This is a genomic window from Pseudomonas sp. NPDC088322 (genome assembly GCF_044740745.1).
Taxonomy (GTDB): domain Bacteria; phylum Pseudomonadota; class Gammaproteobacteria; order Pseudomonadales; family Pseudomonadaceae; genus Aquipseudomonas; species Aquipseudomonas shirazensis.
The window spans coordinates 199,985-221,354 of the sequence record NZ_JBIURK010000005.1 but is presented as its reverse complement, the minus strand read 5'-3'; the positions used below and the strand labels follow the sequence as shown (position 1 = coordinate 221,354).

Annotated in this window: 22 protein-coding genes; 9 read left to right on the top strand and 13 right to left on the bottom strand. The window is 63.6% G+C overall.

Translation table 11 applies throughout. The features are described from left to right. Nucleotides 1-85: 85 nt before the first annotated feature. The 6 genes from ACIOAU_RS14605 to nikA form a co-directional block, all read right to left on the bottom strand. Nucleotides 86-628, bottom strand: a complete 543-nt coding sequence (locus ACIOAU_RS14605; protein ID WP_181089267.1) for a DUF3455 domain-containing protein — start codon at nt 626-628, stop codon at nt 86-88. A gap of 98 nt (nt 629-726) precedes the next feature. Next, nucleotides 727-1,536, bottom strand: coding sequence for a nickel import ATP-binding protein NikE (gene nikE, locus ACIOAU_RS14600; protein WP_150569042.1), 810 nt, complete (start codon nt 1,534-1,536; stop codon nt 727-729). Then, nucleotides 1,533-2,303, bottom strand: coding sequence for an ATP-binding cassette domain-containing protein (locus tag ACIOAU_RS14595; protein WP_150569043.1), 771 nt, complete (start codon nt 2,301-2,303; stop codon nt 1,533-1,535). Before ACIOAU_RS14595 ends, nikE begins: the two co-directional genes overlap by 4 nt. After that, nucleotides 2,304-3,149, bottom strand: a complete 846-nt coding sequence (nikC, locus tag ACIOAU_RS14590; RefSeq protein ID WP_150569044.1) for a nickel ABC transporter permease subunit NikC — start codon at nt 3,147-3,149, stop codon at nt 2,304-2,306. Continuing rightward, nucleotides 3,146-4,087 carry a nickel ABC transporter permease subunit NikB gene (gene nikB, locus ACIOAU_RS14585; RefSeq protein ID WP_401182824.1) on the bottom strand — a complete coding sequence of 314 codons (942 nt, stop codon included), beginning with the start codon at nt 4,085-4,087 and terminating at the stop codon, nt 3,146-3,148. Before nikB ends, nikC begins: the two co-directional genes overlap by 4 nt. A 3-nt stretch (nt 4,088-4,090) precedes the next feature. Next, nucleotides 4,091-5,653, bottom strand: a complete 1,563-nt coding sequence (gene nikA, locus ACIOAU_RS14580; protein ID WP_401182821.1) for a nickel ABC transporter substrate-binding protein — start codon at nt 5,651-5,653, stop codon at nt 4,091-4,093. Nucleotides 5,654-5,878: 225 nt separating this feature from the next. On the opposite strand from nikA, the gene ACIOAU_RS14575 reads away from it, so the two are divergent. Further along, nucleotides 5,879-6,985 carry a Gfo/Idh/MocA family protein gene (locus ACIOAU_RS14575; RefSeq protein ID WP_150572456.1) on the top strand — a complete coding sequence of 369 codons (1,107 nt, stop codon included), beginning with the start codon at nt 5,879-5,881 and terminating at the stop codon, nt 6,983-6,985. Here ACIOAU_RS14575 and ACIOAU_RS14570 read toward each other — a convergent pair whose 3' ends face one another. From ACIOAU_RS14570 to ACIOAU_RS14555, 4 genes are read right to left on the bottom strand one after another with little or no spacing between them, the layout of a single operon-like run. Continuing rightward, nucleotides 6,986-7,549: a membrane integrity-associated transporter subunit PqiC gene (locus ACIOAU_RS14570; RefSeq protein WP_401182818.1), complete on the bottom strand. Its 564-nt coding sequence runs from the start codon at nt 7,547-7,549 to the stop codon at nt 6,986-6,988. 15 nt (nt 7,550-7,564) lie between these two features. After that, the gene (locus ACIOAU_RS14565) at nt 7,565-9,220 is read right to left on the bottom strand and encodes an intermembrane transport protein PqiB (protein ID WP_401182815.1); all 1,656 of its coding nucleotides are present in this window, start codon (nt 9,218-9,220) and stop codon (nt 7,565-7,567) included. Further along, nucleotides 9,201-9,857, bottom strand: a complete 657-nt coding sequence (locus tag ACIOAU_RS14560; protein ID WP_181107412.1) for a paraquat-inducible protein A — start codon at nt 9,855-9,857, stop codon at nt 9,201-9,203. Before ACIOAU_RS14560 ends, ACIOAU_RS14565 begins: the two co-directional genes overlap by 20 nt. Further along, on the bottom strand, nt 9,854-10,450 hold the full coding sequence (locus ACIOAU_RS14555) for a paraquat-inducible protein A (RefSeq protein ID WP_101320028.1): 597 nt from the start codon (nt 10,448-10,450) through the stop codon (nt 9,854-9,856). Before ACIOAU_RS14555 ends, ACIOAU_RS14560 begins: the two co-directional genes overlap by 4 nt. Before the next feature lie 162 nt (nt 10,451-10,612). Here ACIOAU_RS14555 and ACIOAU_RS14550 point away from each other — a divergent pair, with 162 nt between their 5' ends. Further along, on the top strand, nt 10,613-11,329 hold the full coding sequence (locus ACIOAU_RS14550) for a DUF72 domain-containing protein (protein ID WP_401182812.1): 717 nt from the start codon (nt 10,613-10,615) through the stop codon (nt 11,327-11,329). Here the strand turns inward: ACIOAU_RS14550 and ACIOAU_RS14545 are convergent. Then, on the bottom strand, nt 11,315-13,963 hold the full coding sequence (locus tag ACIOAU_RS14545) for an excinuclease ABC subunit A (protein WP_401182809.1): 2,649 nt from the start codon (nt 13,961-13,963) through the stop codon (nt 11,315-11,317). The two genes, ACIOAU_RS14550 and ACIOAU_RS14545, sit on opposite strands and share 15 nt — an antisense overlap. A 196-nt stretch (nt 13,964-14,159) precedes the next feature. Here ACIOAU_RS14545 and ACIOAU_RS14540 point away from each other — a divergent pair, with 196 nt between their 5' ends. Both ACIOAU_RS14540 and ACIOAU_RS14535 read left to right on the top strand, forming a co-directional pair. Beyond that, on the top strand, nt 14,160-14,864 hold the full coding sequence (locus ACIOAU_RS14540) for an SDR family oxidoreductase (RefSeq protein ID WP_101320024.1): 705 nt from the start codon (nt 14,160-14,162) through the stop codon (nt 14,862-14,864). 85 nt (nt 14,865-14,949) lie between these two features. Next, a complete protein-coding gene (locus tag ACIOAU_RS14535; protein WP_101320022.1) occupies nt 14,950-15,201 on the top strand; it encodes a hypothetical protein in 252 nt (83 codons plus the stop codon). Nucleotides 15,202-15,238: 37 nt separating this feature from the next. Here the strand turns inward: ACIOAU_RS14535 and ACIOAU_RS14530 are convergent, their stop codons facing one another. Then, a complete protein-coding gene (locus ACIOAU_RS14530; RefSeq protein ID WP_101320020.1) occupies nt 15,239-16,564 on the bottom strand; it encodes an MFS transporter in 1,326 nt (441 codons plus the stop codon). Between the two features lie 164 nt (nt 16,565-16,728). Continuing rightward, nucleotides 16,729-17,421, bottom strand: a complete 693-nt coding sequence (locus ACIOAU_RS14525) for a FadR/GntR family transcriptional regulator (RefSeq protein WP_101323040.1) — start codon at nt 17,419-17,421, stop codon at nt 16,729-16,731. Between the two features lie 287 nt (nt 17,422-17,708). Here ACIOAU_RS14525 and ACIOAU_RS14520 point away from each other — a divergent pair, with 287 nt between their 5' ends. From ACIOAU_RS14520 to ACIOAU_RS14500, 5 genes are all read left to right on the top strand, one after another. Continuing rightward, nucleotides 17,709-18,494: a transporter substrate-binding domain-containing protein gene (locus tag ACIOAU_RS14520; RefSeq protein ID WP_103437630.1), complete on the top strand. Its 786-nt coding sequence runs from the start codon at nt 17,709-17,711 to the stop codon at nt 18,492-18,494. Between the two features lie 23 nt (nt 18,495-18,517). Further along, nucleotides 18,518-19,183 carry an amino acid ABC transporter permease gene (locus tag ACIOAU_RS14515; RefSeq protein WP_401182803.1) on the top strand — a complete coding sequence of 222 codons (666 nt, stop codon included), beginning with the start codon at nt 18,518-18,520 and terminating at the stop codon, nt 19,181-19,183. Next, entirely contained in the window at nt 19,180-19,830 is a 651-nt protein-coding gene (locus ACIOAU_RS14510) for an amino acid ABC transporter permease (protein ID WP_181107562.1), read from the top strand. The genes ACIOAU_RS14515 and ACIOAU_RS14510 overlap by 4 nt, the downstream gene beginning before the upstream one ends. Beyond that, nucleotides 19,817-20,554, top strand: coding sequence for an amino acid ABC transporter ATP-binding protein (locus ACIOAU_RS14505; protein WP_103437627.1), 738 nt, complete (start codon nt 19,817-19,819; stop codon nt 20,552-20,554). The genes ACIOAU_RS14510 and ACIOAU_RS14505 overlap by 14 nt, the downstream gene beginning before the upstream one ends. A gap of 84 nt (nt 20,555-20,638) precedes the next feature. After that, nucleotides 20,639-21,367, top strand: coding sequence for a class I SAM-dependent methyltransferase (locus ACIOAU_RS14500; protein WP_401182800.1), 729 nt, complete (start codon nt 20,639-20,641; stop codon nt 21,365-21,367). Nucleotides 21,368-21,370 lie beyond the last annotated feature (3 nt).

Below are 21,370 nucleotides of genomic sequence, written 5' to 3'. Positions count from 1 at the left end.
AAGGGGTGCGGACCCCAGCCGGCTGGCCGGGGTTTGTCGCAGAGCTTAGACGACTTTTGTAGTCAGCACTTGCCGTGCACGTCGATCACTTGGCAGACCAGAAGATGTAGTCGGCCTGATATTTGACAACCTGTTTCTCACCCTTGTTGGCGGCAGTGCATGCGCTGGCGGGAGCTACGCCGCCTTTGGTCGCGGTGCGCTGAATGTAACTCACGCCCTGCATCGCGCCTTTGCCGTCGGCGGGGTTGGCCTTGACCAGTTGGTAGGGGATGTCGCCTTTGCTGGCTGGGGAGACGGCGACCTGGGTGCCGGTGACTTTCGAACCATCCTTGGCCTGCCAGGTTGCAGGTGGGCCAAAGTAGTCGCCGACTGCTTTGCCCTTGCGGTCATTGAGCACGGCTTTGGGGCCGACGAAGAACCACTCGGTCTGGCCGGCGGCATCTACCTTGTCGCGGCACTCGTAGGTGATCTCGCCTACGCCGACGGTTTCCATCATCACTTTGTTGCCGTCCGGCACCTTGACTGCATCCGGCAGGCCCATTTGCGCCTGGGCGGTCTGCATGAACAGGGACAGGCCGCCGATGGCCAGGGAAGCGCTGATCAGGCTGAGAGTACGTTTGCCATTCATGGTGTATCTCCTGGTGAGTAACCGAGTGGCAGCGATGGGCTGCTGACAGTACTACCCGCCAGGAACGGGTTTGGATGCAGGCTGTTGAAAATATTTTTTCACGCGAGATCAAACTCGCTACGCGCACGCTCAGGACGGCTTGGCAGCATCGCTGCCTGCAACTGCTGGCCTGCTGAGTGCTGAAAACTGAGCTCCTGATCGACGGATCGATCCTCGACGATGCGGCCATCCGCAAGCACCATTACACGCTGGCAGAAGTAGCGCACCAGGCTCAGGTCGTGGCTGATCAGCACGAACGCGGTGCCGGTGTCGCGGCGCAGTTGCTCAAGCCGCTGCAACAGTTGCACCTGCAACACCCGGTCGAGATTGGACAGGGCTTCATCGAGCACCACCAGCTGGGGTGAAATCGCCAGAGCTCGAGCGATATTGGCCCGCTGCAATTGACCGCCACTGAGTTGTTGCGGCAAACGCTCGGCGTGTTCGGCCGACAGGCCCAGTTGCTCCAGCAACTGCAACACGCGCTGGCGTTGGGCTGCTTGGCTGATCGTGCTCAGATGACGCAGGGGCTCAGCGATGCTCCAGCCAATCGAGCGCTGTGGATTGAACGCGCTCGGCGCGTCCTGAAACACCAATTGGACGGCGCGCTGAAAATCGCGCGCCGCCTCGCCACGCAAGCGGCTGACGTCCCGCCCGGCGAAGCTGACCTGGCCCTGGCTGGGCCGCTCAAGCCCGAGCAGCAGGCGGGCGAGAGTGCTTTTGCCGCTGCCGCTGCTACCGAGCAGGCCGGTGGTCTGGCCGGCCTCGAACTGTACATCGATGCCTTCCAGCACCTGCAGCCACTTACCTCTGCCGAGCAGCCCGCCACTGCGATAACCGTGTTCAACTTGCTGTACTCGCAGCAGGCTCATGGATGACCCCCGGTCAGCAGATGGTGCGCGTCTAGCAGTGTACGGGCGCTGGCGCTCGCGGGTGCGTCGAACAGACCTTGGGTGTCTTGCCGTTCGACGATGCGCCCGGCGTCCATCACCAGCACGTGGTCGGCGCAGCGTGCGACCACGCCCATGTCGTGAGTCACCAGCAGCACGCCTAGCCCGTGTCCTTCAACCAGCTCCATCAACAGTTCGAGGAAGCGTGCCTGGCTCAGTGCATCGAGGTCGCTGGTCGGCTCATCGGCCAGCAGATAAGGGGTCTGCGCCATCAAGGCCAAGGCGATCATCATGCGCTGAAGCATGCCGCCACTGAGCTGGAAGGCGAACGATTCGAGCACCCGCTGGTGATCGCCCAAGCCAACTGCGGCAAGGCATTCGATCATTTGCTGACGGGCATCGGCGCCATGCACGCCACGCAGCTTGAGCGTTTCCTGAGCATGACTGGCCATGCTCCGCACTGGGTTGAATGCGCTGCGCGGGTTTTGCAGAACCAGGCTCGCAACGTGCCCGCGCACCTGCGCAGGTGCCAGCGAAACGCCGTCTAGCAACAGCTCGCCACCGCTACGCAGCAGGCCCTGCGGCAGCAGATCAAGCATGCCCAGACAGCTCAGCGACTTGCCCGAACCGCTGCTGCCAACCAGCGCGCAGACCTTGCCCCGGTGCAGCTGCAGACTGAGTTGATCGACCAGCAGCGTGTTCCGGCTGGCAACGCTGAGGGTGCGCAACTCGAGGGTGGGGGTGGGCATCTAGTGGCGCTCCTGAGCAGGGTCGAGGCGGTCGCGCAGGGCGTCGCCGAGCAGGTTGAAGGCCATCACCGAGAAAAAGATCATAAGCCCCGGCCACAACAGCAGTTGTGGATGGGTCCAGATGAACTCCTTGGCGTCGTTGATCATCACCCCCCACTCGGCAGTTGGCGGCGTCACCCCAAGGCCGAGAAACGACAGCCCGGAGACGTGTAGCATCATATGGCCGATATCCATAGTGGCGAGCACCAGCAGCGGCCCGGCGATGTTGGGCACTACATGCTGGCGCAGCCGGCTCCAGCGCGAAGCGCCGGCCAGCCGTGCTGCCAGTAGGTACTCGCGGCCACGCTGGGCGATGACCAGGCCGCGCACCATCCGCGCGTACCAGGCCCAGTGGGAGAGGGCGATGGCGACGATGACATTGGTCAAGCCGGTGCCGAGCAGGGTGACGAAAAAAAACGCCAGCACCAGCGTGGGGAAGGTCATGAACATGTCGCAAAGACGCATCAGCAGCAGGTCCAGCTTGCCGCCGACAAACCCCGCGACGCCGCCGACCAGCAGACCTAGTGCCAACACCAGGGACAGCGTCAACAGCACGCTGCCCAGCGACAAGCGGGTGCCGACAATCAGCCGCGAGAGCAGGTCGCGGCCGAGGTGGTCGGTGCCCAGCCAGTGACTCATGCTGGCCGGTTGCAGGCGTTGGCCGACGTCGATCAAGTCCGGATCATGTGGTGCCAGCCACTGGCCGAACACTGCCAGCAGCACCAGCAAGCTGACCAGCAGCGCGCCTGCCGCAAGGCTCCAGCGAAGTCGCAACGGTTTGTGCGGCACCGCGGCAAAGGCGCTCATGCGTCGACCCCCTGCAGGCGGCTGCGCGGATCAAGCCAGGCATAGCAGATATCCACCAGCAGGTTGCACAGCATCAGCAGGCCGGTCAGCAGCAGGGTGAAGCACTGCATCACCGGGAAATCACGGTTGAGCACCGCCGATACGGCAAAGCGGCCGACCCCGGGCCAGGCAAAAATGGTTTCGATCACCAGCGCACCGCCGATCAGTTCGCCAACGTGCATGCCGGTCGCGGTCACCAGTGGCAGCCAGGCATTGCGCAGGATGTGCCCGCGCCACACCCGCCGCTCGGGCAAACCCCGGGCACGGGCGTAGGTGACATGCCGTTGGCCGCTGGCTTCAAGCAGGCTTGCACGCAGCAGGCGGGCGTTGATCGACATCGACATCAGCGCGATCGCCAGTACTGGCATCACCAGCTGGCCGGGGCTGCCGCGGCCCAGCGCCGGCAGCCAGCCCAGCCACAGCGAGAACAGCGCAATCAGCAAAAACGCCAGCCAGAAGTTGGGCATCGACACGCCGATGAAGGTCACCGCGCGCACTGCGTGATCTGGCCAGCGCCCCTGCCAACGCGCCGCCAGCAGGCCCAGCGGCACTGCGAAGAGCAGGGTGCAGGCCAGGGCCAGGCCGCCCAATTGCAAAGTCGCCGGCAGGTAATAGAGCAGATCGTCAAGCACCGGCCGACCGGTCAGGTAAGAGATACCGAAATCCAGCTGCAGCGCCTTGCACAGCCAGATCCAGTATTGCTGGTGCAGGGGCAGATCCAGCCCCAGCGCCTGGCGCACTTCAGCGACTGCCGCGTCGGTGGGCGGGATATGCGACAGGCGCAGGTAGTCCAGCGCAGGGTCGGTACTGCCCAGATGCAGCAAGACAAATACCAGCAACGACACGGCCAGCATGACCGGTACCAGCAACAGTAGGCGCAACAGGATATAGCGCAGCATCGGTCAATGTTCCTGGCTGGGAGTCATGGCTTCGAACGGCACATCGAACAGGGTGCTGCCGAACTGCACGTGGTCGACCACGTCGCGGCGCAGGCTGATCGCAGTCAGGTAGGAGATCGGCACATACACCGCCTGCTCGTGCAGGGTGGTGAGGATGAAACGGTACTCCTCGGCGCGTTGCTGTGGGTCGGTGCTGGCGAGTACCTTGGTGATGCGCTGGTCGAGTTGGTCCTTGATCGCCAAGCCACGTTGGGCCATGTAGTCGGCATGGCCGGGGTAGCGCATCGAGCTGACGAACGAGTGTGGATCGTAGGGCGCGCCCCAGGTGTCAGCGAAGATCATGCCGAAGTCGCCCTCGCGCTGGCGGCTCACCAGCGCACCTTCCTCAACAGCGCGCAGGGTAATCTGCATGCCAAGCTTGGCCAACTCGCCCTGGAACACTTCGGCGAGGCTCTTTTGCAGAGCGCTGGTGCCGAGGAACACCAGTTCGACTGCCAGTGGCTCGCCACCCTTGCTGCGCACGCTTGCCCCGGGCACCAGTTGCCAGCCTGCAGCATCCAGTTCGCGGGCGGCGAGGGCAGGGTCGTAGGCATACGGCGCAAGGCCGAGGTCGGCATAAGGTAGGTTGGGCGCGAACAGTGTGTCGGCGCGGGGCTCCAGGCCATACAGAATATTGTCGATGATCGCCTGTTTGTTCAGGCCATGGTTGATCGCCCTGCGCACCGCCAGGTCGCGGGTTGCGCCTCTGCCAGTATTGATCGCCAGGCTGCGAGTCGCCAACGGTGCTGACAGTGCACTGGCAAAGCCCTGATCGCGCAGACGCACAAAAGTACTGGCGGTGATCTCGCCGGCAGCGCCCTGGATCAGGTCGATCTGCCCCGTCTGCAGAGCCAGCGCGCGGCTGTTGGGGTCGGGGATGACTTTGACCAGCACCTCGCCGTAGGCGGGTTGCGCGCCCCAGTAATACGGGTTGCGGGTGAACCGATCAAATTCGCCCAGGCGGCTCTCGACCCGCTGCCAAGGACCGGTGCCGACTGGCTCGCCAGGTTTGGCCAGCGGCGCACCGAAGCGCAGTGGGCGTACCTGGGCCAGTTCCATCAGGGTCGGGTAGTAGGGGTGTTTGAGGAACAGTTGCAGGGTCCGCCGGTCCGGCGCTTCGACCCGCTCCAGCGTAGTGACCAACTCCAGCCAGCGATGGCGTTTGCTGTTGGCCAGCACCGCATCCAGATTGGCCTTGGCGGCAGCCGCATCGAACGGCGTGCCGTCACTGAAGCGCACGCCGTCGCGCAGGGTGAAGGTGTAAGTCTTGCCGTCGTCGCTGACGTGCCAGCTACTGGCCAGCCAGGGTTCGACCGTGCCGGCTGCGGTGTAGCGCACCAGCGGCTCGTAGACCATGGCCTGTGCGTACATCTGGTCGGGTGCGTAGCCGCGCGGGTCGAGCGGGCCCGCATTGACCGGCCACGAATAAACCAGCGTTGGTGCCTCGCGGTCGGCGTGCGCGCACAGGCTGGTAGCCAGCAGCAAGCCCCAGAGGGCGGACTTTAATGTGCCGGAGGACTGCTTCACAGGTGGGACCCTATCTTGACGGAGGCCGTAGCCTAGAGAGGTCGCCGGGGGGAGTCCAGACAAAATCACTGGCCTGCAGGTAACAAAATACGACTACAGCACAAGCTGATTGCGTTGCATCACTTGTACGCCCCTGGTGAGAACCACAAAGAAAAAAATCGAACTCGCGCCCCGGCTTGCTTGCCCACTTCCTAGCTAGTGAATAATTCCCGCAAGGAGACAGCAATGCCCAGTTCAGATGGCAAAATCCGCTACGCAGTGGTTGGCGGCGGTTCGATCTCACAGGGTGCATTCATGCCTGGGGTCGGCCAGACCGACAATTCGGCGCTCGCTGCACTGGTGACTGGCGACCCTGAGAAGGCCCGTCAGCTGGCCAGCCGCTATCAGCTCAAGGCGTGGGCCTACACCGATTACGCAGCACTGCTCGCCTCAGGTGAAATAGATGCGGTTTACATTGCCACGCCCAACTACCGCCATCGCGAGTTCGTCATCCCGGCGCTGGAAGCCGGCATTCATGTGCTGTTGGAAAAGCCCATGGCGGCCAGCGATGACGACTGCGTGGCCATCCGCGATGTGGCGCAACGCACAGGCACTAAATTGATGGTCGCCTACCGTTTGCATTGTGAGCCAGGCACGCTGGAGATGATCGAGCGTGTGAATAGCGGCGAGTTTGGCCAACCACGGTTGTTCACCTCGATCTTCACCCAGACCGTCAAGCCGAGCAATCACCGTGCCCACAGCGGCTTTGCCGCAGGCCCGGTAGCTGACATGGGCCCATACCCGCTGAACATGGTGCGCCAGCTGTTCAATGCCGAGCCGATCGAGGTCAGTGCGCAGGGCAGCCATTCTCCAGGCAGTCGGATCGACACCTGGGACACCGTCAGCGTGTCGCTGCGTTTTCCTGACGAGCGCCTGGCGCAGTTTACCGTCAGCTACTGCCTACCCGACTCGGAGCGTTTCCAGTTGCTTGGTAGCGGGGGCGAAATCGAAGCCTCGCCTTGTTATGGCTATGGTGAAGATGTCGCGATCAGCTACCGCGCAACCCTCGACGGCACCACCCGCGTGCATGTGCATCCAGTGGTGGATCAGTTTGCTGGCGAGACGGCGTACTTTTCTGATTGCATCCTCAACGACCAGGCGCCGGAGCCAGACGCGGAGGAGGGATGGCGCGATGTCCGCGTGATCATGGCAATCGAGCGGGCGTTGATCACCGGGCAGGCGCAGATGCTCGAGCCGCTGCCGGCCAGGCGCCTGCCGCAGCGTGAGCAGCGTCGCGCGTTGGCCCTCGCCGAAGTGCCGCCCTATGTGAATACCGAATCGCCTACCGAGTAGTCAGACGCCCGGGCCTAGGCTTGGGCTGGCCGCGCAGCCTGCTTGCGGATTGCGCGCGGTCTGGTTGATCAGCGAGGCCAGCCGCATCAGGTTGCGCTGATGGGCCGTAACCACTGCATCGATTGATGCGCCGGCGGGGCTTTGCACCACACTGCGACAATCCAGGCTGGCGCCTGCGGCGACCCGCAGGCGCCACTTGGTATCCAGCAGGGCGTATTGGCCGGGCACGGAATCAAAGCGCTGCACAATGATTCTTACCGAGCGTTGCTGGCCAGGCACGCCACTGCTTAGTTGCTCGGCCAAGGCGCTGCGCAGCTCATCGGCCAGGCTGGCGCCCCACCATTGCGTTTCCAGAATGGCCAGCCCGCTGGCACCTTGGCGGACCACGATCTGGGCACGGTCGACCTGCGCGGGCACGCTGACGCCTTCAATGGCGATCTCGCTGCCGGCCGGGGAGCGGCTGACCTGGGTTGGCATCAGCGTGTGAAACTGGATCGGCTCGCTGCGACACGCTGCCATCAGCGCCAGCGTGACGAGCAGCATGAGCTTGCAGGGTGAAGTCATGGCTATCGCTCCGGGTCAGTTGCGCGGCGGGCCTTGTAGGTCGATTGGTGGCGCATTGCTTGGTCGACCACGGATCAACGCCTCTGGGTTACGCCCCAGGTAATCGGACAGATCGCGCAACGAGCGCGACATTCGGCCGAGTTCGTCGAGGGTCTCGCTGAGCTTCTCACGCTGCGGTGAGTCTTCGGCGAGCGTGGCGCTGGCCGACTGCAAGGTCTTGCTGACATCCGCCAGGGTGCTCTGCACCCCCGGCAGGGTGCGGCTGTTGAACTGCATCAGGCCTTTGCGCAGCTCGACCAGGTTGCCATCAAGGTTGCCGGCGATGCGCTCGACCGGCAACTTGTTGATTTTTTCCAGCATCGCCTGGAGTTGCTCCTGGAGGATTTCCAGGCTGCCGGGCAGGGTCGGGATCGCAATTGGCCTGGCGTTCAGGTCGAAGGCGACCTTGGGCGCCTTGGGGAAGAAGTCCAGGGCGATGTATAGCTGACCGGTCAGCAGGTTGCCATTGCGTGCCTGCGCGCGCAGTCCGTTGGCAACGAACGAACTGAACACCTGGGCGGTGGCGGTCATGTCATCCGGATCATGCTTGAGCGCTTTGAGCATTTTCTGGTGCGCCTGGCCCAATCGCTGCGCATACACCACGATGCCAACGTTGATCGGGAAGCTGCGTTGCACTTCATCAAAGTCCAGATTGACCGAGACCACTCGGCCGATCTCGATACCGAGAAACTCCACCGGCGCGCCCACTTTGAGGCCGCGCATGGCTTGGTCGAAACGCAATGTCAGGTACTGGGCTTTGCCGCTCGGCGGGGCCAGCGCGGTTTGCTGATCGTCGAACAGCTCATAGGTGCTTTCTTCGGCGGCGGCGCTATCGTTGGGGCTGTACTCCGGTGCGCGGAAGGCGATGCCGCCAACCAGCAGGGTCGACAGCGATTCAGTCTTGATCGCCACGCCGTTGGCGCCGACGTTGACGTCGATGCCGCTGGCGTTCCAGAAGCGCGTGTTGTCGGTGACATAGGCGTCGTTGGGGGCGTGGATGAACACTTCGATATTGACGCCTTTGCCGTCGGCATCCAGCGCGTAGGCGACTACCTGGCCGACCGGGATCTTGCGGTAGTACACCGGCGAGCCAATATCCAGCGAGCCGAGGTCCTGGGTGTGCAGGGTGAAGCGCTTGCCGGGTTCGCCGTAGGTGATCGGCGGCGGGTTTTCCAGGCCTTTGAAGCGCTTGGCGCGGCCCTCGGCCTGGCCGATGTCGGCGCCGATATAGTCACCCGACAGGAGCGTATCGATACCGGACACGCCGCCGGCGCCAATGCGCGGGCGTACCACCCAGAACTGCGAGTCTTCGCGGGTGAAGCCCTCGGCTTGCTTGTCCAGCTGGACGGTGGCGTTGACGCTGCGTTGATCATCGCTCAGGGCCACCGCCGAAACGTGACCGATGACCACGCTGCGGTATTTGACCTCGGTCTTGTTCGCCACCAGGCCACTGCCGGTCTTGAAGTTGAGGGTGATGGTCGGGCCTTCCTGCAGTTTGCTGTGAATCACCAACGACAGGCCGACCAGTACCGCCACCAGCGGGACCAGCCACACCAGTGACACGCTGAAACGGCGCGTCTTGATCGGTGGCGGTCCCGGTTCTGCCGGTGCTTCAGTGGCGGGCGACTTCATCCGTGGCCTCCTCAGGTCCTGCTTGCCAGATCAGACGCGGGTCAAAGCTCATCGCCGCGAGCATGGTGAACACCACCACCAGGCCAAAGAACAGAATCCCTACGCGCGGCTCGATATCGCCCAGCGCCTGGAACTTGACCAGCGCTGCAACCAGCGCCACTACCAGCACGTCGAGCATCGACCAGTAGCCGATCAACTCGACAAACCGGTACAACTGCGAACGCTCGCGGCACGCCCACCGGCTGCGCCGTTGGACGGTGATCAGCAGCAGCGACAGCGCGACGAACTTGACCCCCGGCACCGCGATGCTGGCGATGAAGATGATCAGCGCGATGTCCCACGCGCCGTGCGCCCAGAACTCCAGCACGCCGCTCATGATGGTGCTGTCGGCACCGTCGCCGAGCATGGTCGTGTTCATCACCGGCAGCAGGTTGGCCGGGATGTAGAACACCAGCGCGGCCAGCATGAACGCCCAGGTGCGGGCCAGCGAGTTGACCTTGCGCCGGTGCAGTGGTGCGTCGCAGCGCGGGCAACTAAGTGGCTCGTCGCGCATGTCGCAGGCCAGGCCGCAGCTGTGACACAGGCACAGGTTGAGCTCGGCGGCCGTCGGTGGGCGATTGCTGGCAGTGCGGTTCATGGCAGCGCCCACAGTTCGCGGATATCGCGACCAGCGATGCGGATCAGCAGCAGGCTCAGCGCGGCGAGGGCGAACAGGCCGATACCGGGCAGCACCGCCAGCATCCCGGCCAGCTTGAAAACCGCGACCATGGCGCCGAGCAGGCAGACTTCGAGCATGCTCCACGGGCGCAGGGTTTCCAGCCAGCGCATGCACAGTTTGAACGCCGGCGCGCGGCGCTGGCTGAGGGCAAAGGCCAGCACCCAGATCAGCAGCATCAACTGAAACGCCGGCGCGATGATGATGGCGATGGCTGCGACCATGGCAATGAAGGTGATGGGTCCCTGGCTCAGCGCCAGTACTGAATCCCACAAGGTGGCGCTGTTTTTCAGGCCCTGCAGGCTGATGGTCATGATCGGGTAGAAGTTGGCGAACAGCCACAGCATGGCTGCGGTGATGGTCAGCGCCAGGCGTTGTTCCACCGTCAGGCCGTTGTAGCGCTCCAGCACGCCGGCGCAGCGCACGCACAAGGACTTTTGATGTTTGCCGAGCACAACCTGCTGATAAACGCAGTCGCAGTGCTCGCAAATGATCAGCTGGGCGGTGCTGGCCATGGTCGCCATCGCATGAGGCAGGGTTAAGTGAATATAGAAGTGCTGGCTTATTCGGCAACTTTTTCCTGGAGGTAATCCGCTGACAACGGGTGATGCCGGCTGAACCTCGACCCCGTTCTGCAACTCCACTGGCTGACGGGCAAGTCAAGCAGGGAGGGGCTGATGATTTATCTGGGTTGTGCCGGCTGGAGCATCTCACGTATTTACGCTGCACAGCTGGCAGGCGAGGGCAGCCATCTGCAGCGCTACGCCCGCCAGCTCACGGCGGTAGAGATCAACAGTTCGTTCTATCGACCGCATCGCCCAGCCACGTATGCGCGCTGGGCAGGTGCGGTGCCGCCGGGGTTTCGCTTCTCGGTCAAGCTGCCGCGTGCCATCAGCCATGAACGGCGTCTGGTCGATTGCGCGCAAGCTTTGGCTGAGTTCTTTGCGCAGTGCACGGCGCTCGGGTCAGCGCTGGGTTGCGTGCTGGTGCAACTGCCGCCGTCGTTGGCTTTCGAGCCGCTGCTAGTGGAGCGTTTCATGGCTGATGTGCGCGAGGTGTATCCAGGGCCTGTGGCATTGGAAGCGCGCCACCCCAGCTGGGCCGAGGCCGGAGCGCTGATGGAGCAGTTGCAGGTGGCACTGGTGGGCGCAGACCCGGCGCGCTTTGCCCTGGACGCGCAGCCGCGTGGCTGGCCAGGCCTTGCGTACTGGCGCCTGCATGGCTCACCGCGTGCCTATTTCAGCGATTACCCCAGCACCTGGCTGCAGGCGCTGGGGCCGCAGTTGCTGGCCCGCGCCGAGTCCGGCTCGGCGACCTGGTGCATTTTTGACAACACGGCAGGCGATGCAGCCTTGGGCGATGCCCTTGAACTGCAAACGCTAATGGGTAGTTGAGCGCAGCACACTTTGCAGAAATGGCGCCGTACGGCTGTGCTTGCAGCGGGCAACCTCAGCGGGCACGCCGCTGGCGACGACCTGGCCACCCGCAGTGCCGGCGCCGGGGCCAATATCGATGACCCAATCGCTTTGCGCCACCACGCGCATATCGTGCTCGACCACCACCACCGTGTGCCCGCCGTCGACCAGCCGGTTCAGTTGCAGCAGCAGGCGGTCGACGTCCTGCGGGTGCAGGCCGTTGGTGGGCTCATCTAGCACATACAGGGTGGCGCCGCGCGCGCTGCGTTGCAGCTCGGCGGCCAGCTTGATCCGTTGCGCTTCGCCACCGGACAGCTCGGTGGCCGGTTGGCCAAGGCGCAGATAACCGAGGCCAATATCGGCCAGCACCTGCAAGCTGCGCCGCACGGGCGGCTGTTCGGCAAACACCTGCAGCGCTTGTTCGACGGTCATGCCGAGCACATCGGCAATGCTCATGTCCTGCCAGGTCACTGCCAGCGTTGCCGGGTTATAGCGGGCGCCGTGGCAGGTCGGGCAGGGCGCGTAGACGCTGGGCATGAACAGCAACTCGACGCTGACAAAACCTTCGCCTTCGCAGGTTTCACAACGGCCCTTGGCAACGTTGAAAGAGAAACGTCCGGCGTCGAAGCCCTGCGCCTTGGCCTGTTCGGTGGCGGCAAACAGCTTGCGGACGTGATCGAACAGCCCGGTGTAGGTGGCCAGGTTGGAGCGCGGGGTACGCCCGATCGGCTTCTGGTCGACCTTGACCAGCCGCTTGATCGCCTCCAGGCCGGCGACTATGCGGCCGCTGCTGGCCTGCTCAGGCTCGTCTTCCAGGCTCTGTTCGTCAGCCTCTGTGGCTTGCTCCGGCTGGCCCAGGTGAGCGCTGACCAGTTCCAGCAGCGCCTGGCTGACCAGGCTGGACTTGCCCGAGCCGGAGATCCCGGTAACCGCCGTGAAGCAGCCCAGCGGGAACTGCGCACTGAGGTCCTGCAGGTTGTTGCGGGTTACGCCCTCCAGTGTCAGCCAACCCTGGGGGGCCCTTGGTTGCTGATGTTGCGGCCCGGCCTCGGCGAACAGATACGCGCGGGTACACGACTGCTCGATCTCGGCCAGGCCCGCTGGCGGGCCGCTGTAGAGAATCTGCCCGCCGTGCTCGCCGGCGGCTGGGCCCACATCGATCAGCCAGTCGGCGCGGCGCATGGTGTCCAGGTCGTGCTCAACCACAAACACTGAATTGCCGCTGCTTTTCAGCCGTTGCAGGGCCGCGTACAGCGCCTCGCTATCGGCCGGGTGCAAGCCGGCCGAGGGTTCGTCGAGTACATAGATCACGCCGAACAGTTGCGAGTTGAGCTGAGTGGCCAGGCGCAGCCGCTGCAGCTCGCCGGACGACAGCGTGGGCGTGCTGCGCTCGAGTGCCAGATACCCCAGACCAAGGTCGATCAAGGTGTTGATCCGTTCCAGCAGTTCGGCGGCAATGCGCTGCGCGGCCAGGCGTTTCTCCAGCGACAGATTGGGCGTGTGGCGCACGTCCGGGCCGCCGCTGTGCGCCGGCTCGCCCTTGGCTGCGCGTTGCTGGCGGGCCTCGCGGGTTTGCTGATGGGAGAGGGTAGCGCCGCTTTGCTCTGCGTTGGTCAGGTAGTCGGGATTGGCCACCGTGCGCAATACCACGGCCAGGTCCTGCAACGGCAGCTGCGACAGCTCGGCAATGTCCAGGCCGGCGAAGGTGACGGTCAGGGCTTCGCGCTTGAGGCGTTTGCCGGCGCACAGCGGGCATGCGCTTGGGCGCATGTACTGGCTGACGCGCTTGCGCATCTGCGCGCTTTGCGAGTGCATGAAGGTGTGCAGCACATAGCGCTTGGCGCCACTGAATGTGCCTTGATAACTCGGCTCCAGCTTGCGTTTGAGCGCTGTGCGGGTCTGCTCGGGAGTCAGCCCGGCGTACACCGGCACAGTCGGGGTTTCCTCGGTGAACAGGATCCAGTCACGCTGTTCTTGCGGTAGATCGCGCCATGGCTTGTCGATGTCGTAGCCGAGGGTGACGAGGATATCGCGCTGATTCTGCCCGCCCCAGGCCAACGGCCAGGCCGCCACCGCACGCTCGCGGATAGTCAGAGAAGGATCGGGCACCATGCTCGCCTCGGTGACTTCATAGACGCGGCCCAGGCCATGGCACTCCGGGCAAGCGCCCTGCGGCGTATTCGGCGAGAAGTCCTCGGCGTACAGCATTGGTTGCCCGTCGGGGTAACTGCCGGCGCGCGAGTAGAGCATGCGGATCGAACTCGACAAGGTGGTCACGCTGCCCACCGAGGAGCGCGCACTGGGGCTGCCGCGTTGCTGCTGCAGGGCTACCGCTGGCGGCAAGCCTTCAATGGCGTCGACATCGGGTACGCCGACCTGATCGATCAGGCGCCGTGCGTAAGGCGCCACTGATTCGAAATAACGCCGCTGCGCTTCGGCATACACGGTGGAAAACGCCAGCGAGGATTTGCCTGAGCCGGACACACCGGTAAACACCACCAGCGCGTCGCGAGGGATGTCGACGTCGACGTTCTGCAAGTTGTGTTCGCGGGCGCCGCGCACGCTGACGAAGCCGGTGAAGGCGTGCTCTGGGGATGTGCTGCGTGGTGGCATGGAAGACGGCCCTGATCTACTGGAAATAACACCTTGATGAGTAGGACCGCATCGGCCAATAGCCGTGCGGGTGAGTTTCAAATCCGGATCTACTCAGAAGTTTTTCTACTGGCTCTCGTGATTATTCATGACTGCTGACGAGCCTGCTCTCGGGTGTAGCCTTTTTAGCGTCATCAATGTGTACTCAGGAGCAATCATGTCAGCAGACAAAGTAGCCATTATCACCGCCGGCGGCAGCGGCATGGGCGCCGCCGCCGCCCGCCGACTCGCCGCCGACGGCTTTCACGTGGCGATCCTGTCCTCTTCCGGCAAAGGCGAGGCCCTTGCCGCTGAACTAGGCGGTATCGGCCTGACCGGCAGCAATCAGTCCCCTGCCGATCTGCAAGCACTGGTCGATGCGGTCATGACCAAATGGGGCCGCGTCGATGTGCTGGTCAACAGCGCAGGCCACGGCCCACGGGCGCCGATTCTGGAGCTGAGCGATCAGGACTGGCAGCTTGGCATGGACACGTACCTGCTCAATGTAATCCGTCCCAGTCGCCTGATTACCCCTATCATGCAGCGCCAGCAAGGTGGGGTGATCATCAATATTTCTACCGCCTGGGCTTTTGAACCTAGCTCCCTGTTCCCGACTTCAGCGGTATTCCGCGCAGGGCTGGCCGCGTTCACCAAGATTTTTGCCGACGAATTTGCCGGCGATAACGTGCGCATCAACAACGTCTTGCCCGGCTGGATCGACAGCTTGCCCAGCACCGAGCAACGCCGCGACAGCGTACCGCTCAAGCGCTATGGCACCAGCGAAGAAATCGCCGCCACCGTGGCATTTCTGGCCAGTGAAGGCGCCGCCTACATTACTGGGCAGAACATCCGCGTCGATGGCGGCATTACCCGCAGCCTCTAACCGCTGAGCAGGCCATGGGAAAGTTCGCAGGAACCCCTCGGCGCTGGGCTGACTCAACCGGGAAACCAGCGCCGGGTAACTGCCAATGAATGTCTTCGATGCCTCCTTGCAGCCACAGGATGAACAGCGGATCTCGGCACTGTCGGGGTGGTATCACCTGCTTGAGGACCGCCAGCAGCGCATGGACTGCCCCAACACCTACCACGAGCGGCTGCTCTATCAGGCTGACGAAATGGACCGCCTGGGCTTGGTGACGTGGCAAGAGTGGCGTGACCTGAGGCTTGAGGCAGACAAAGCCTACCTTTGGGCAGTGCACGGTGGCGACTACCGCAACTAACTGTGCCACGGGGCCTCAACGACCCCGCACACATAGCTCAAACAGCGGGATTAGGCTGCCCTGTCGGCACCTCGTCATGCAGTGAAACCCGCGCAGTCTCCGGCAGCGCCAGGCCACCGATCAACGCCAGCAAGGCGATCACCACCAGATAAAACGCAGGTGCCAGGCTGCTGCCGGTCTGGCCAATCAGCCAGGTCGCAACCAGCGGCGCGGTGCCGCCGAACAGCGTGTAGGCAACGTTGTAGGTGATCGCCGAAGCGGTGTAGCGGGTGCGGGTAGGGAAGCTTTCCGACAGCAGCGCGGCAGTGACTACGCCACTCATCAGCGCACCGACCGCCAGCAGGATCACGCCGAGCAAGGCGCCGGACATCGACCCCGAGCTCGCCAGCCAGTAGGCCGGGAACACCGCAACCATCACCCACAGGCAGGTAAAACCAATGGTCTTGCGTCGGCCAATGCGGTCCGAAAGCAACCCGGCCAGTGGGCAGCCGGCAGCGGCGAACAGCAGTGCCACAGTTGTCACCAGCAATGACTGCGCGCGGGTCAGGTTGCCGACCAGTTGCAGGTAGGTGGCAAAGTAGGTGGTGAACATATAGAACGACAGCGCCGTCAGCGAAATGAACGCGCCGAGGTTGCGGATCGCCCGGCCGTGATTGCGCAGGGTCTGCTTGAGCGGCGAATGGCTGTGCACCTTGCCTTCGGCGATGGCCGCGCGGAACGCCGGGGTTTCCTCCATGCGCCAGCGCAGGTACAGACCGACCAGGCCCAATGGCGCCGCGATCAGAAACGGCACCCGCCAGCCCCAGCTGTTCATCGCGTCACTGCTCAGGTTTGCCTCGAGGGCGTAGGCGATCACTGCCGCGCAGGCAAACGCCGAGAAGGTCGACACCGGCACGAAGCTGCCATAGAACGCGCGTCTGTTTTGCGGTGCGTGTTCCATCAGATAAGCGCATGCACCGGCGTACTCGCCACCAGCGGAAAAGCCTTGCAGGCAGCGCGCCAGGGTCAGCAACAGCGGCGCGGCGATACCGATGCTGGCGTAGGTGGGCAGCAGGCCGATGAGGGTGGTCGAGCCCGCCATCAGCAGAATGGTCATCGACAACACGCGTTTGCGCCCGAGCCGATCTCCTAAAGCACCAAACACGATGCCGCCCAATGGCCGCAAGGCAAAGGCCACGGCGAATACGGCAAAGGTTTTCAGCAGGCCGGCGCCGGGATCGGAGCTGGCGAAGAACTGGCTGGCGATCAGTGTGGCAAGGAAGCCGTAGACGGCGAAGTCGAACCACTCGACGAAATTGCCAACGGCCGAGGCCGCGATGACCCGGCGCAAGGTGGCCGGTGATACCTCATGGGAAGTGGACATGCGGAGACGCTCCGATTTGCCATGGCAGCCTGATTGAAAGTGCCGCAGTCGGGCCGCAGCATCGTTGTTATGGCTATCAGTAGATCGGCAGGTTGCGCCGCGCGCATATTCGGGGGCGACACTGAGCTATCTGTTTCAACCAGCAGGCAAGCGGTTGCGCAGGCCTAGACCGGGAACACCACGCCGGTACGCGAAGCCGCGTTGCGGATATGCTCCTGCATGGCACGCTGCGCGCCCAGTTGCGAGCGTCGGGCCAGGGCGCGGAGGATCTTGCTGTGCTCCTGCCAGGTTTCCATGGCCCGCTCCGGACGTATGAACGGCAGCTTCTGGCTTTCCAGAAAGATGTCCTGGCTGGCGGTGATCACGTGCAGCATGGCGCGGTTGCCGGCGGCCTGCAGCAGCGCCTGGTGGAAGGCAAAGTCCAGCCGCGCTGCCGCTTCGAAGTTACCCGCACGCAACTCCTGGCGCATGGCCTCGACATTGGCGGCAAGCCGGTCGAGATCGTCGGCCGTCAGGTTCAGCGCCGCCTGCCCGGCGGCAAAGCCTTCCAGTGCATAGCGCAGTTGGAAGGTGTCGGCGGCAGACACCTGCTCGGCGTACGGCCAACTGAAGCCCACCGGGGTGGCCGGCACCGGGGCCAGCACGAACACGCCCTTGCCGGGCTGCACGCTGACCAGGCCCAACGCGCTGAGGGTCGATAATGCTTCGCGCAACGAGGCCCGGCTGACCCCTAGTTGCTCGGCCAGGTCGCGCTGCGAGGGCAGGGCATCACCGGGCAGATAACCACCGTCATCGATCAGTTTGCGGATTGCCTGCAAGGCGATTTCCGGGACGGCGCGGGGGAGGGTATCGAGCATGCAGTTCAGACCGGTCAGAGGGCAGGGTTCGACCCTTTTACGGGCAATGCGCGGCGCTGGCAAGCCTTGCTCCGTGCTGGCGCAGGGTGAACGGGCTTTGCACAAATGCAGGGCGCAGCGCGGCGTGCTTACCTCAGTCAGCAGGCAACTGTTCAGACCAGTAAGACCGTGGCGCAGACGGGCTGGCCTGCTTTTGCGGGGTTTCGCGAGCTTTCTGGCATGGCCCGTGCACTTGTCCTGTGTAACTGCCTGTCCAGTTGCCCACTCTGACCCTGCGAGGCTCGTGCATGACCAAGTTCCGTACCCTGTTTCTGGCTACCGTGTTCTGCGGCGGTGCCCTTGGCGCAGTTCAGGCCCAAGCCGATGCGCTGGCCGACATCACCGCCCGTGGTGTATTGAAAGTCGCTGTGCCGCAAGACTTCCCGCCATTCGGTTCGGTCGGCCCTGACCTCAAACCGCGCGGCCTGGACATCGACACCGCGCAGCTGCTGGCCGACAAGCTTGGGGTCAAGCTGGCGCTGACGCCGGTCAACAGCACCAACCGTATCCCGTTCCTCACCACCGGCAAGGTTGACCTGGTGATCTCAAGCCTGGGCAAAAATCCGGAGCGGGCGGCGGTGATCGACTTCTCGAAACCCTACGCACCGTTCTACCTGGCTGTGTTCGGCCCGGCCGAGACCAAGATCGACAGCATCGATGCCATTGCTGGCAAGACCATCAGCGTCACCCGCGGCTCGATCGAAGACATGGAGCTGTCGGCAGTGGCCCCCAAGGGCGCAACCATCAAGCGCTTTGAAGACAACAACTCGACCATCGCCGCCTACCTGGCTGGGCAGGTCGAGCTGATCGCCAGTGGCAGCGTGGTCATGGCGGTGATCGCCGAGAAGAACCCGGCCAAGGTGCCGGTACTCAAGGTCAAGCTCAAGGACTCGCCGGTGTATGTCGGCCTGGCCAAGCAGGAGCCGGCACTGCTGGACAAGGTCAACGCCACGCTGGATGCAGCCAAGGCTGACGGCAGCCTCAATCGCAATGCGGAAAAATGGCTGAAGCAGCCGCTTCCGGCTGACCTTTAAGCCGCGCCTGGAGTTGCTGTTCGATGGCCTATCAATTTGATTTCGCCCCGGTGCTGGCCCAGGCTGACCTGCTCCTCAAGGGCGCGCTGTTCACCCTGCAACTGACGGTGGTCGGCACCGTGCTGGGGCTGGCCATCGGCGTGCTCGGCGCGGTGGTCCGGGGCTGGCGTCTGCAGCCGTTTTCCGCGGTGTTCGGGGTGTATGTGGAGCTGATCCGCAACACGCCGTTCCTGGTCCAGCTGTTTTTCATCTTCTTTGGCTTGCCGGCGCTTGGCGTGCGCCTGAGTGAATGGGAAGCGGCAGTGCTGGCGATGGTAATCAACCTCGGCGCGTACTCCACCGAGATCATCCGCGCCGGCATCATGGCCATCCCCAAGGGCCAGCTGGAAGCGGCTGCAGCGTTGGCCATGAGCCGCTTCGAGGCGTTTCGACATGTGATTCTGCAGCCGGCACTGGCCAAGGTCTGGCCGGCGCTGAGCAGCCAGATCGTGATCGTCATGCTCGGTTCGGCGGTGTGTTCGCAGATCGCCACCGAGGAGTTGTCGTTCGCGGCCAACTTCATTCAATCGCGTAATTTCCGCGCGTTCGAGACTTATCTGCTGACCACCGTGCTGTACCTGCTCATGGCTATCGGCGTGCGGCAGTTGCTGGCCTGGCTCGGCCAGCGCTGGCTGATGGGGAGACGCTGATGGACTTCACCTTGTGGGATATCGTCCGCAACCTGCTGACCGGCTTGCAATGGACCTTGTTGCTGTCGCTGGTGGCGTTTGTCTGCGGCGGCGTTGCCGGCTTGCTGTTGCTGCTCGCACGGATCTCGGAAAACCCTTATCTGCGCGGCCTGGCCCGGGGCTATATCGAGTTGTTCCAGGGCACGCCATTGCTGATGCAGCTGTTCATGGTGTTCTTCGGCATCGCGCTGTTCGGCATCGACGTTTCGGCGTGGATGGCAGCAGCAATTGCCCTGACGCTGTTTACCAGCGCGTTCCTTGCCGAGATCTGGCGCGGTTGTGTCGAGTCGATCGGCCGTGGCCAGTGGGAAGCGTCCGGCAGCCTGGCGCTGAGCCGGCTCGAACAACTGCGCTATGTGATCCTGCCGCAGGCCATGCGCATCGCCATCGCGCCGACGGTGGGCTTCTCGGTGCAGGTGGTCAAGGGTACGGCGGTCACGTCGATCATCGGCTTCACCGAACTGACCAAGACCGGCGGCATGCTCGCCAACGCCACCTTCGAGCCGTTCCTGACCTACGGCCTGGTCGCCGTGGGCTACTTCATCCTCTGCTACCCGCTCTCATTGAGCGCCCGTTATCTGGAAAGGAGGCTGCATGCCCCTGCTTAGAGTGTCTGCGCTGCACAAGTATTACGGCGACAACCACGTGCTCAAGGGCGTTGACCTGAGCATCGAAGAGGGCGAAGTGGTCGCGATCATCGGCCGCAGCGGTTCGGGCAAGAGCACCTTGTTGCGCACCCTCAACGGCCTGGAGTCGATCAGTGACGGCGTCATCGAAGTCGACGGCGAGTACCTCGACGCTGCCCGCGCCGACCTGCGCAGCCTGCGCCAGAAGGTGGGCATGGTGTTTCAGCAGTTCAACCTGTTCCCGCACCTGAGCGTCGGCGAGAACGTGATGCTGGCGCCGCAGGTGGTGAAGAAGACCAGCAAGGGCGAAGCGCGGCAACTGGCTGAGCAGATGCTGGCGCGGGTCGGCCTGGGCGAGAAATTCAACGCCTACCCGGATCAACTCTCCGGCGGCCAGCAACAGCGGGTGGCCATCGCCCGTGCGCTGGCGATGTCGCCGAAAGTGCTGCTGTGTGACGAGATCACTTCGGCATTGGACCCGGAACTGGTGACCGAGGTGCTGGGGGTGGTACGCCAGCTGGCCAAGGAGGGCATGACCCTGATCATGGTCACTCACGAGATGCGCTTTGCCCGGGAAGTGGGCGACAAGCTGGTGTTCATGCACCAGGGCAAGGTGCATGAAGTGGGCAATCCGCGGGAGGTGTTCGCCGCGCCGCAAACCGCTGAGCTGGCCAACTTCATTGGTGCGGTGGCGCAAGCGTCCTGAGCTGCTCGACCAACTGAGCAGCTAGTGGCCGTGCTCTGCGATCTCAGGTTAGAGTTCGCGCTTGTGCCACTCACGGACCCTGTCATGGCCCAGAATATCTACGACACTCCTGCATTTTTCGCCGGTTACAGCCAGTTGCCACGTCAGACTCAGGGGCTCGCTGGCGCTCCCGAGTGGCCCAGCTTGCGCGCCATGTTGCCTGTACTCGCCGGCAAACGTGTGGTCGATCTGGGTTGCGGCTTTGGTTGGGCGTCGCGCTGGATGCGCGAGCAAGGCGCGGCCTCGGTGCTAGGGCTGGACCTGTCGCAGAACATGCTCGCGCGTGCCCGGCACGATACCCATGATCCGGCGATCGAGTACCGCATCGCTGATCTGGAGAGCCTCACGCTGCCAGCAGCAGCGTTCGATCTGGCCTACAGTGCGCTCACCTTCCACTACATCGAAGACTTGCCACGCCTGATCGCAACGCTGTACCAGGCACTGGTACCGGGCGGCCAGTTGGTGTTCAGTTGTGAACACCCGATCTACATGGCCGCTGCCGGCGCGCACTGGCAGCACGCCGAGAACGGCAGCCTGAGTTGGCCGGTGAGCCGCTACGCAGTTGAAGGCGAGCGGCGCAGTGACTGGTTTGCCAAAGATGTGTTGAAGTATCACCGCACCCTGGCCAGCACGCTCAACAGCTTGATCGAGGCGGGTTTCCAGGTTGCCCGGATTGAGGAGTTTGCACCGAGCCCAGAGCAGATCGAGGCCTGGCGGGCGCTGGCTGAAGAGCTTGAACGGCCAATGATGTTGCTGGTCTCGGCACGACGTTGAGGC